General features: G+C 64.1%; 12 protein-coding genes. 2 read left to right on the top strand and 10 right to left on the bottom strand.

The genetic code is table 11. From position 1 onward, the window contains the following. Positions 1-273: 273 nt before the first annotated feature. Both creC and creB read right to left on the bottom strand, forming a co-directional pair. Positions 274-1,746 (bottom strand): two-component system sensor histidine kinase CreC, encoded by a 1,473-nt coding sequence (gene creC / locus G3480_RS08090; RefSeq protein WP_164653375.1) that lies wholly within the window; start codon positions 1,744-1,746, stop codon positions 274-276. Next, positions 1,743-2,438: a two-component system response regulator CreB gene (gene creB / locus G3480_RS08085; RefSeq protein ID WP_164653374.1), complete on the bottom strand. Its 696-nt coding sequence runs from the start codon at positions 2,436-2,438 to the stop codon at positions 1,743-1,745. Before creB ends, creC begins: the two co-directional genes overlap by 4 nt. A 461-nt stretch (positions 2,439-2,899) precedes the next feature. Here creB and G3480_RS08080 point away from each other — a divergent pair, with 461 nt between their 5' ends. Further along, positions 2,900-3,241 (top strand): hypothetical protein, encoded by a 342-nt coding sequence (locus G3480_RS08080; RefSeq protein WP_164653373.1) that lies wholly within the window; start codon positions 2,900-2,902, stop codon positions 3,239-3,241. On the opposite strand, the gene G3480_RS08075 is transcribed toward G3480_RS08080, so the two are convergent. The 5 genes from G3480_RS08075 to G3480_RS08055 are packed head-to-tail and all read right to left on the bottom strand — an operon-like array spanning position 3,220 to position 6,063. After that, the gene (locus tag G3480_RS08075) at positions 3,220-4,110 is read right to left on the bottom strand and encodes an ATP-binding protein (RefSeq protein WP_164653372.1); all 891 of its coding nucleotides are present in this window, start codon (positions 4,108-4,110) and stop codon (positions 3,220-3,222) included. The two genes, G3480_RS08080 and G3480_RS08075, sit on opposite strands and share 22 nt — an antisense overlap. After that, positions 4,107-4,970 carry an ATP-binding protein gene (locus tag G3480_RS08070; RefSeq protein ID WP_164653371.1) on the bottom strand — a complete coding sequence of 288 codons (864 nt, stop codon included), beginning with the start codon at positions 4,968-4,970 and terminating at the stop codon, positions 4,107-4,109. Before G3480_RS08070 ends, G3480_RS08075 begins: the two co-directional genes overlap by 4 nt. Then, positions 4,967-5,287 carry a NifB/NifX family molybdenum-iron cluster-binding protein gene (locus G3480_RS08065; RefSeq protein ID WP_164653370.1) on the bottom strand — a complete coding sequence of 107 codons (321 nt, stop codon included), beginning with the start codon at positions 5,285-5,287 and terminating at the stop codon, positions 4,967-4,969. The genes G3480_RS08070 and G3480_RS08065 overlap by 4 nt, the downstream gene beginning before the upstream one ends. Before the next feature lie 34 nt (positions 5,288-5,321). Further along, positions 5,322-5,684 (bottom strand): NifB/NifX family molybdenum-iron cluster-binding protein, encoded by a 363-nt coding sequence (locus G3480_RS08060; protein ID WP_164653369.1) that lies wholly within the window; start codon positions 5,682-5,684, stop codon positions 5,322-5,324. After that, positions 5,656-6,063: a DUF134 domain-containing protein gene (locus tag G3480_RS08055; RefSeq protein ID WP_164653368.1), complete on the bottom strand. Its 408-nt coding sequence runs from the start codon at positions 6,061-6,063 to the stop codon at positions 5,656-5,658. The genes G3480_RS08060 and G3480_RS08055 overlap by 29 nt, the downstream gene beginning before the upstream one ends. Before the next feature lie 296 nt (positions 6,064-6,359). On the opposite strand from G3480_RS08055, the gene petA reads away from it, so the two are divergent. After that, a complete protein-coding gene (gene petA / locus G3480_RS08050; protein WP_164653367.1) occupies positions 6,360-6,953 on the top strand; it encodes a ubiquinol-cytochrome c reductase iron-sulfur subunit in 594 nt (197 codons plus the stop codon). Between the two features lie 82 nt (positions 6,954-7,035). On the opposite strand, the gene G3480_RS08045 is transcribed toward petA, so the two are convergent. The 3 genes from G3480_RS08045 to G3480_RS08035 form a co-directional block, all read right to left on the bottom strand. Then, positions 7,036-9,216: an EAL domain-containing protein gene (locus tag G3480_RS08045; protein ID WP_240905672.1), complete on the bottom strand. Its 2,181-nt coding sequence runs from the start codon at positions 9,214-9,216 to the stop codon at positions 7,036-7,038. A 65-nt stretch (positions 9,217-9,281) separates the two neighbouring features. Continuing rightward, positions 9,282-10,328: a GGDEF domain-containing protein gene (locus G3480_RS08040; RefSeq protein WP_164653365.1), complete on the bottom strand. Its 1,047-nt coding sequence runs from the start codon at positions 10,326-10,328 to the stop codon at positions 9,282-9,284. A gap of 21 nt (positions 10,329-10,349) precedes the next feature. After that, positions 10,350-10,910, bottom strand: a complete 561-nt coding sequence (locus G3480_RS08035; protein WP_164653364.1) for a carboxymuconolactone decarboxylase family protein — start codon at positions 10,908-10,910, stop codon at positions 10,350-10,352. Between the last annotated feature and the right edge of the window lie 39 nt (positions 10,911-10,949).

Here is a 10,949-nt window from a genome sequence, read left to right as displayed (position 1 = left end):
GCAGACGGACTCCAACGTCCACGGAAGAGGCCATTGCGGTCGCTCGCTGGCGTTGGCCGAATGTCAGCAACTGGCCGGCTGCTGCCACCATGAAGGCCCAAGACGGACATCGTCGTGGCTCACAGGCCTCGACAGCAGCGGTGGCGGAAACTGGCAGTTCTAGCGGGAATTATTCTGAGAAGAATTCGCAGAATAACGTGAACGACAACAGGGGGGCCTTTCACCGAGGAAAAAGACCGCAAGGGATCTGACGGACTCATGAGACCTGGCGGGTCAGCTCATCAAGGTCGGCAGCCTCAACCGCGCTCGCGCCCCGGTTGGCGCGCGATTTTCCAGCTCGATAGATCCGCCATGCAGCTCGGCGACCTCGCGGACGAAGCTCAGGCCCAGGCCGGTGCCTTTGCGGCTGGCCCCAGGACAAGGCAGCGAGAAGAAGCGCTCGAAGAGCTTGTCTGCTGCATAGTCGGGAATGCCGGGGCCCTGGTCGTCGATGCAGACCTCGACCAGGGCCGGCGCCCCACGGCGATCCTCTGGATCAAGGGCGCGCAGCGCGAATACAACCAGACCCGCGTCGGGTGAAAAGCCTAGGGCGTTATCGAGCAGGTTCGCCAGTGCGCGGCCCAAGAGGAAGGCATCGCCTTGGACCTCATGCGGCCCATCGGCGTCGACCTGGAGACGAATGCCGCGCTGGGCGGCGAGCGGCGCGGCTGCCTCGGCAGTGCTGCGGATCAGGGTAGTGAGATCGATGCGCTCAGAGTCCGCGAGGGTCTGCTGCTGCTCGACGCGCGCCAGCTCCAACAAACGCTCGGCGACCTGGGCCAGCCGATCCGACTGCTCGCGGATGTTGTCGAGGAATCGCACCCGCTCGGCCGGCGGCATGTCCGCCTCACCCAGCAACTCCGCGGCACCACGGATCGCCGCCAAGGGACTCTTGAGTTCATGCGTCAGGGTGTGCAGATAACGCTCGACATATTGCTTGCCCTCCAAGCGTTCGCGCATCTCCCCGAGGGCATCCGCCAGATCGGCAAGCTCGCGCGCCTTGGAGAGGGGCGGCGTGCCGCGACGGCCCGCCGTGACCGCGAGCGCGTAACGGCGCAACCGCCCGATCGCTCGGGTGAGATGCCAGGTAAAGAGCCCGCCGATAAGCGCCGCGATGGCCAAGAGGACCATGCCGCGCTCACGAATCTTGGCCTTGCTGCCCTCCACGATCGGCGCCACGCTATTGCCCGGCTTGGCCACGCTGACGACGCCAAGGATGCGCTCCGCATCCAGAATCGGGGCGGCCACGTGCATCACCGATGAAGTGTCGTCGTCCGGACGCATGCGCGTGGAGCGCGCCCCGTAGCGGCCCGTAAGCGTGAGATAGACGTCGTTCCAGCGCGAGTAGTCGCGGCCGATCTGGTCCGGCTCGGTGGAGTAGATGACCCGGCCATCGGCATCGGTGACGAAGATCCGCAGATCGAGACTGCGCTTGCTGTGCCCCCAGATCCTTGCATCGACGGTCCGACCGCGATAACGCCCGAGCGCGGCGGCGATGCGCGCCCCTGCTGCGGCCCTTGGCTCCGGCGGGCCAGTCAAGGCAGGCGCAACGAGTTCGGCGATGAGATTGGCGCTGTCGATCAGGGTGTCTTCCATGGTGTCGCGCACCCCTGGCTTGACCTCTTCGACGAAGACATCCAGCACGAACCAGGCCGCCAAGCCGACGATCAGAAAGTAGCCGGCCGCGACCTGGAGCGAGATCCTCACCTCGGCATCTCCAAGGCATAGCCCAAGCCACGGTGGGTGCGGATCAGGTCCAGATCGGGGCGGACCGCGCGCAGCTTGGCGCGCAGCGTCTTGATGTGAGTATCGACGGTACGCTCCAGGCTGTGCTCGGGGTGGGTCCAGACGTGCTGCATCAACTGGGCGCGGCTGAAGACGCGCGACGGCGCGCCGATGAGGGTTGTCAGAAGCTCGTACTCATAGCGCGTCAGCTCGAGCGCGGTGCCGTAGTAGCGGATCGCGCGTTGCGCCGCGTCGATCTCGAAAGGACTCTCCGTGGTCGGTGACGCGGCCAGCCGCTCGGGCGCCAGCCGATGCAGGATGCGGCGCACCCGCACCGCCACCTCGCGTGGACTGAAGGGCTTGACCACATAGTCGTCCGCGCCCAGCTCCAGCCCGACGATACGATCGATCTCGTCGCCGCGCGCGGTCAGGAAGAGCACGGGCAGTTCGCTGCTCCGGCGCAGCTCACGGCAAACCTCGAAACCGCTCAAGTCCGGCAGGCCAATGTCCAGGATCATGAGATCCACGCCCCCGTCACTCGCCTGGGCGAGCCCCTCACGCCCCAGCAGGCAATGGCTTGTGCCAAAGCCTTCCGTGCGCAGCGCGTAGATGAGCGTGTCGGCGATCGCCTGCTCGTCCTCGACGATGAGGATGCGTCTCGGTTGGGGAGACATGTGCCCTCCGCTCCACTGCGCCGCGCACCACGAGGTCGCGCACGGCCACCAAGGCACCATTTGACCATGCCAGGCCCCGAGCTGCACGACGCTCGAGTCCGGTTGCAACTGCGCTTTCTAGGTTGATGGCACAATGCCTAAGCAAGTGTCCATCAATTGTTTCCCGATGCAAGCCTTGATCATCGTTCCGGCCGGCTGCAAAGCTGACTCTGTAGTCAGGCCATCTTGGCCTGACGATCTCAGGGCTAGAAGCCCTGACTACAGATAGGCACAAGCGATCGGCGCAACGAAACGATGATCAAGGCCCAGATGCGAGCGATGCCGCCCGGAATCCCCCCTAGCCCCCCTTTGCTAAAGGGGGGGAAGTTAGCCCTTTGCGAAAGGGGGGAAGTTTTTGATGGACGCTTTCTAAGCGGCACAGCGGGCCGCTCTCTATTCCGTTTCAACAGAGGAGCACGAGGATGAAGACAGCATTGCTGGCACTCGCGACCACCGCCTTGATCGCAACGGGCTGCACCCAGGAGACCCAGAACAAGATCGGCCGCTCACTGCAAAATTGGACGGGCGCCGACGGCGTGCTGGAGGTCTACGCCGGCGAAAAGCTGGTGCGCCGATTCATCAAGATCGACAAGCTGACCACGGCCGGAGCCACTCAGGGCGCCGGCGCGCGGCCATACCGCTTTGGCTATGGCGTGCTTGACACCAATCAGAACGGTGTCCAGGACAACGGCGAAAAGAAGGTCTATTTCGAGATCAGCGACTACTCGACCAACTACGTCTTCTACGGCGATCCGGGCAGCTGATCCAATCGGGTCGAGACCGCCTCCCAGAGTGCGGTGACGGCGGTCGAAACGGCACCGCAGTCACTGTCGATCACAGTCCGTTGCGCCATCAGCGCCTTGGTGACGGCCGGATCGAAGGGAATCTCGCCGAGCAGATCGACGCCGCTCGACTGGCACCAATCGCGAATCGCCGCGCTCTTCTCGGCGTCCAGGTCATACTTGTTGGTGCAGACACCGAGCGGCACCTTGAAGTGCTTGCACAGCTCTGCCACGCGCTCCAAGTCGTGCATGCCGGACGGGGTCGGCTCGGTCACGGCAAGCACCAGGTCCGCACCAGTGATGGCCGCAGTCGCCGGACAGCCGATGCCGGGTGGGCCATCGTTGAGGACGAGCGCCGCGCCCTCGGCCGCCGCCGCCCGCCGTGCCTCGCGGCGCACCAGCGTGACCAGCTTGCCGCTGTTGTCCTCGCCCACGCCCAGCCGGGCGTGGACCAGGGTCCCCTTGCCGGTATCCGAGACCATCCATTCGCCGCAGACATGATCTTCCATGATGATCGCGGTCTCGGGACAGACCAGGGCGCAGAGGCCGCAATGCTCGCAGGCGAGTTCATCGATGACATAGCCGTCGTCGAAATCCAGCTTGATGGCGTCGAAGCGGCACCAGGACTCGCAGTAGCCGCAGTCGGCGCACAGCTCCGCATCGATGCGCGGACTGCGCATGGCCATGAAATCGGCACTCTGCCGCGGCTCGGGAGCCAGCAAGAGATGCAGGTTGGAGGCATCGACATCGCAGTCGGCCATCACCTTGCTCGGCGCTAGGGAGGCGAAGGCGGCGCTGACCGTCGTCTTGCCGGTGCCGCCCTTGCCGCTCAGGATGGTCAGCTCTTTCATGAGTCCAGCTCCTCTTGGATCGCCCGCACTAGCCCCTGAAACCTGTCGCGGTACTCGGGCCTGGCCTCGACCCAGGGAATACCTCGCGCGTAGGCCTCGGCCAGGCCACGCTCGAAGGGGATCTCCATCAGCAGCGGAATCTCCTCGGCTTGGCAGTAGTCCTTGACCCGATCGTCGCCGATATCACAGCGATTCAGCACCACGCCGCAGGGTACGCCGAGCCTGCGGACCACCTCGACCGCCAGCTTGAGGTCATGCAGCCCGAAGGGGGTCGGCTCGGTGACCAGCAGGCAGTAGTCGACACCCTGCACCGTCTCCACCATGGGACAGGCCGTTCCAGCCGGCGCATCCAGCACCCGCAAGCCATCATGGGTCGCATACTGCTTGACCGCCTTGATGACACCGACCGAGCCGGTCTCGCCGATATTGAGCGTGCCTTTGGCGAATTGCAGCGGCGCCTCACCCGCGCGCGCGGATTCCCCCATCTCGAGCAGACCGATGCCGCGCTGAACCTCCGTGATAGCGCCTTCCACACGGCAGACGTAGGAGCAGACACCACAGCCGTGGCAGAGCTCGGCGAAGACCAGCACCTTATCCCTGGTCACGGCGAGTGCATTGAATTCGCAGGCCTGAGCGCATTCGCCGCAGAGGGTGCAGCTGTCGGCGTCGATCTGCGGCGTGCGCATGCGCACTTCACCGCGCTGCCGAATCTCCGGATGGAGAAAGAGGTGCCCGTTCGGCGTCTCGACGTCACAGTCGATGTACTGGGCACTCGGCGCCGCGAGCGCCAGACTGGCCGCGACGCTGGTCTTGCCGGTTCCACCCTTGCCGCTGGCGACCGCGATGGTGAGCGCCGTCATGGCTCAGCAGCGACCTCGACCACGGCCTCGCGCACGCTGCCCGAGGCACCCTCGATCACGCGGACGCCGGAGCCTTCCAGCACCGCCGCCGCCTTGGGACCGCAACGTCCAGTCACGAGCACGTCTACGCCCTGCTCGAGAACCCATTGGGCGGCCTGGGTACCGGCGCCGCTCGCTGCATCGAGAAAGGGGTTGGGGATTGCCTCGAGCGCACCCGTGCCCTGGTCGATCAGGGCGAAATAGGCGCTGCGGCCGAAGCGCGGATCGATGGCCGAGTCCAGCTCCGTACCCGTGGATGTCGCAAGAATCTTGCTCATGCTCTGGCCCTCCCGGGGCTGCGCGCAATCTGCATCAGTGCTCGTGGTTGCATTCGGATACCCCGGAGACGGCACCCGCGAGATAGGCGTCGAGCGTCTCACCGACACCCGAGCGCGCACCCGTCACCACCTGGACTCCAAGCTGCTCGAACCACTGCAGGGCCTTTCCGCCCATGCCGCCCGCAACCACCACGTCGGCCCCCAAGCCCTTGATGAATTCCGGGATCTGACCCGGCTCATGGCGCTCGGCGTAGGGATTCGCGTGCACCTCGGTAGAGGTGACCTGGTTGTCCGCGTCCACGCTGGCCAGCACGAAATGCGTGCAGTGGCCGAAATGCATGGACATGGCGCCATCCAAGCCGCGGTCGTCATTCGCCGTCAAGACAATCTTCTTCATGCTTTCGTCCTCGATGTTGTTTAGTCGCTTCGGCCGCTAAGGACGGCCGGTTGTCTGCATAGTCGCCGTCAACTTCGGCATCGGCCGAGGAGCGCTTCTGATCCAGCTCCACGACGAGCCGCTTGCCCTCGACCAAGGCCTCCGCGATCTTGCGGCGTGCCTCGGCGAGCGTGCGCGATAAGGTGGTCCGTGAGATACCCATCCGCCGGGCCGCCGCTTCCTGATAGAGCCCCTCGAGGTCCGCCAGGCGGACCGCCTCGAACTCATCCGCGCGCAAACTGATCCGCTCCCTGTCCCGGCCAGGCCGACCGCAGGGCTTGAAGCAAAGATGAGTCGGGGCGAAGTCGATGCACCTCGCCCGTCTGCGTCGACCTGGCATGGACTCTCCCTTGGGCACTGGCGCCCTCAGGGGCGCGGATGGCAGAAGCGGCTCGTCACTGGGCGTTCGACCCAGGCAAAGCACCCGCACCAATGACATGGCGCCGTCCAGCGCCGAGCAGGGTTCGATTAAAACGCACATATGTGCGTTTTGCATTGACAGATGTCAGGGTGTTTTGGTCGGACAATCTCGGAGAATGCTGGCAGTAATCAAAACCCACCGTAGTGATGCGTGCCGCACGGTCGAGTCAGAACGAGGCCGAGGCCGGCCGCAACCAAGCCTGGAGTAAGTGGCTCATGAGCATCCAAAGCGTAGATAAGACGAGACGGCGGCTTCTGGTGGCAGCCACAGCAACCATCGGGGGAGTCGGCGCCGCCTATGCCGCCGTCCCCTTCGTCGCATCCATGAACCCGAGCGCCCGCGCCCGGGCGGCGGGAGCACCGGTCGAGGCCGACATCAGCAAGTTGGAGCCTGGTGCCTTGCTGCGGGTGAAGTGGCGCGGCAAGCCGGTGTGGATCGTCCACCGCACGCCCACAATGCTGGAGGCCCTGGCGAGCAACGACCCCAAGCTCGTTGATCCCAGCTCGGAAGTCCCGCAGCAGCCCGAGTACTGCCAGAACCCAACCCGGTCGATCAAATCGGAGTATCTCGTCGCCATCGGCATCTGCACCCACCTGGGCTGCTCGCCGATCTATCGCCCGGAATTCGCGCCCGAAGACCTCGGAGCAGAATGGAAAGGCGGCTTCTTCTGCCCCTGCCACGGCTCGCGCTTCGACCTGGCTGCCCGCGTCTTCAAGAACGTGCCCGCCCCGACCAACTTGGTCATCCCCAAGCACACCTACCTGAACGATACGACCATCCTGGTCGGCGAGGATCGATCAGCGGCATAGGCTGACCATCCGAGCATGCGGGCGTGCTGTCCGACCTCGACCGAGGTCCAACAGCGCGCGTTCGGGAGTCAGCAATGCTCCTTCAAAGGGTCTCTCGCGAGACCATGACGGAGTGATCGCAAGTGTTGGGGGCACCGATCGGCTGCCTGTTGTTCTGCCTCGCGCCAATGAAGCTCAGACAATCGCCAGGCGTGAGCGGTCGGCTGAAGAGATAGCCCTGAAAGGTGTCGCACCCCAGCGCGAGGAATCGTGACAGCTGCGTGTCGAGCTCGACGCCTTCGACGATGGTGAGGATACCGAGAGACCGGCTCAACTCGTTGATGCTGCGCACGATGTGTTCGTTGAGGCCGCCCGGGCCGCCGCTTGTCAGGGAGCGATCGATCTTGACCGTATCGATGGGTAGCTCCTGCAGATAGCGCAGTGAGGCATGCCCCATGCCGAAGTCATCAATTGCGATGCGAATACCCATCTCGCGCAAGTGTCGCAGGGAGTCCAGCGCGAGCCTGTCTGGAATGAGCACCGTCGATTCGGTGATCTCCAGTTCGAGCAGGTGCGGGGCAAGCCCGCTCTGCTCCAGAACCGCGATCACGGTGCGGGCGAAGACAGGGCTCAACAGCTCTCGCGGCGACACGTTGACCGAGAGGATCAGCGTGTCCGGCACCTGTCCGCACCACGCCGCCCGCTGAGTGCAGGCCGCAGCGAGGACGAAGGCGCCGAGCCGATCGATCATGCCCATGTCCTCCGCGATGGCCACGGTCACCGGAGGCGGGACGCGTCCATAGACGGGATGGTTCCAACGCAGCAGCGCCTCGACCCCATGCACGACGTCTCGCTTGGCGCCAATCTGCGGCTGGTATTCGAGGAAGAGCTGGGTGTTTCCCTTGAGCGCGAGGGCAAGATCGTCCGCCAATGCCTTCGCCAGCCGACCTTCATCACCGAGCCGATCGAGGCACTTGCGGCCGCCGACCCCGGTTTCGCTGCTCTCCGCCGCGCGCAGGAGCCCACTCATCACACGCTTGCCACGGTGCTCGCGCACGCGGTCGGAGAAGCGCACAAAGGGCACGTAGATGATGGCCCCCAATGCGAGGTTGATCAGCTGCATGACCACGCCTGCCGCAGAGCCGGTCGCGACGAATCCACTGATGAGGGGCGGTGTCGTCCAGGGCATCACGATCGTCGTATGGGGGACCAGTTCGAGCGCTGTCGCGCCAAAGGCCGTCAAGGTCTGGATCACGGGCGTGAGGAGAAAGGGAATCAGGTAGCTCGGATTCAGGATCAGCGGGATACCAAAGAGGAGCGGCTCGTTCACATTGAAGAGTGCCGGGAAGAGTGCGAAGACCGCGAGCCTACGGCTGCCGACATCACGACTGGCGAAGAGGATGGCGATAATGAGACAGAGCGAGCTGCCCGAGCCACCGAGGCGTGCAAAGGCATCAATGAAGGGTTTGGTGATGATGAAGGCTGGCTCGGCGCCCGACTGCAGCGCGGCGGCATTCGCAAGCCCGGCCGGAATGAGCAGATGCTCCTCGACGGCAAAGAGCAGGTTGGGACCATGGGCGCCGAAGAACCAGAGGATTTGGGACAGGCTCACATAGGCCAGTCCGGAACCAAGACCACTGCCGGCATCCGTGAACGGAGATTCCACCCACTCGCGCGTGCTCGCATAGAGATCGACAACTCCAGCCGCCGTGAGCGCCCATTGCAGGCCGCCAAAGCAGAGGATCGTGAGCATGCCCGCCGGTGTGATCATCAGGATATCGCGCACCACCGGATCGCTGCCCATCATGCGGAACCGCAGCTGCAGCCATTCGATCTGGGCCAGGCGCAGGAAGATCCAGGAACCGAGCGCGGCAACGCCCATTGCCACCAGCAGACCGCGGTTCAGCGAAAAAAGTTCGCGCCACGTCGTCGTATCTCCCGCCGCCGTGATCACGAAAAAGCACGACAACACCACGACCGCCGCCATGATCGGGCTGACATGGGGGCCAGAATGGCGTTGGTTGTGCAGCGTCGCCATGGTTCCGCTCAGGGCGCACAGCAACGCGAGCGAGGCGATGCCGAAGGTGCCGTCGATCAGGTTTCCGCACCGGGTCCGCCACTGCGCACCCAAGGCAGCGTCGAGCATCTGCTGGATGCTGGCGGACGGGAAGTCCCGGACCAGGATGGCGAGGGCACCGACCATGATCAGCGGCAGCACCAGCGCCAGTCCGCGTTGAATGGCTAGAAACAGCGGTTGATCGCCTGCTTCGATCAGCAGATCCAACAACGCCCGCCGGGACCCCCAAGGCGCTCGCGCTAGACTGGCCGCACGCGAGAATGGGCTGCCGTTCATCCAACCGTCACCCGGTTACGCCCAGCGGCCTTTGACTGGTAGAGCGCGTCGTCGGCGCGCTTGATCAACTCCTCGAGCCTGCAACGGTCATGTCCACGCGTACTCGCCGCTCCCAAACTGATGGTGGCGCCAAGAGCCCGGGGCGGCTCCGCGTCAATCTTGATCGGGTTTTCGGCGACGATCCGACGCAGGCGCTCGGCCGCCTGTTCAGCGTCTTCCGCGCTGCACGGATAGAGGATGAACAGAAACTCCTCCCCTCCATAGCGTCCCAAACTGTCCCCGGAGAGGGTCTGTGCCTGCAATCTGCGCGACACCTCGCGCAGCACCTGATCACCGGCGAGGTGACCATGGTTGTCGTTGATGGCTTTGAAGAAGTCGAGGTCGGCCAGGATGACGCTGAGCGGCTCGCCGCAAGCGGCCGCTTGCGCGAGCTGCCTGTCGAGCCGCTCGATGATGGCGCCGCGGTTCAGCAGGCCCGTCAGGGCATCGCGGGTCGCCTTGTCGACGAGGGCGTTCATCGCCTGTCGGCGCAGCTCGATGCTGGACAGACGATCGGTCAAGTGGCTGCCGAAGAGCCGAATGAACTTGATGTCCAGCTCGTTGAACGGCTCGTGGCGTGCCGCGGTGCTCAGTAGCCCAATGCACTGGCCCAGACGGACAAAGGGCAGCACCTGGATCTCGGTGATCGCTTTGCCGGCCAGGTGCTCGGGGGGATACGGCGGCTCGGACAGCTCCGCCGGCCTGACGAGGCGTGGTTTCTGTTGGGACAGGTGGAAGGCGTCCCAGGCGTCGAGCGCCACGACACTCGCCAGTTGCGCCTCCCCGCGTGAGCTGTCGATGACCTGGAAGCCCTCATCCTTGGGTAGCACGAGCCGCCAGCAGGTGACATTGGCAAAATACTTCCAATGCCGTGAGACCCGCCGTGCAATCTCCTCGACACTCTCGGTCTGCTGAATATCGTCGAGCAGCTTGAAGACAGCCTCGTACCGCACGAGCTGTTGCGTGGTGCGCTCCTGCCAGGGCGAGGTCGGATTCCTGTCCATGATCCGATCTTATGCCAGGCTTTAGAGAATCGCCCGATAGTTTGGATCCAAATCCAACTTCAATGCGCTGGTGTAGATGTTGAACATGGATGCCAGATCGATGACTGCGATGATTTCGCAGATCTCCTCCCGACTGAAGCCCTCGTCCATCAGCATCTCGAAGTCCTCGTCCGTGACCTGATTGGCGTCGGCGACGACCTTCTCGGCAAAGGCGACGACATGCTCGTAGTAGGGCGGCAGGTTTCGCTCCGCGCCGGCCGTGACGAAGGCGTGCAAATCCTTGAATTCAAGTGCCTGGTCGAGACTGAGGACATTCTGAGCGTGGCAGGCCGAGCAGTATCGAGCCCCATGCCTGGCCGACACCACGAAGACGATCATCTCCTTGAGCGGCAAGGGCAGGCTGCCGCTGAAGAGCGTTCCCTTCGCGCGTTCCCAATAGGCGCGGGCGAGCGGAGCGCTGTGCCCGAGGCTCTGTAGCCAGATCGGGACCGAGCTTTCCCCCGTTGTCCGCATGAAGTCGTCATAAACATCTCGTGTTTCTGCAGAGGCGTTATTATAGTCGGTCAGAAGGTAGCGTTGCATGTTCCTGGTATCCTTATTTCTACTTTGCCAGACTCCAAT

It is taken from the genome of Thiorhodococcus mannitoliphagus (assembly GCF_010915725.1).
GTDB classification, from domain to species: Bacteria; Pseudomonadota; Gammaproteobacteria; order Chromatiales; family Chromatiaceae; genus Thiorhodococcus; species Thiorhodococcus mannitoliphagus.
This window is presented reverse-complemented; position numbering and strand designations above follow the sequence as displayed.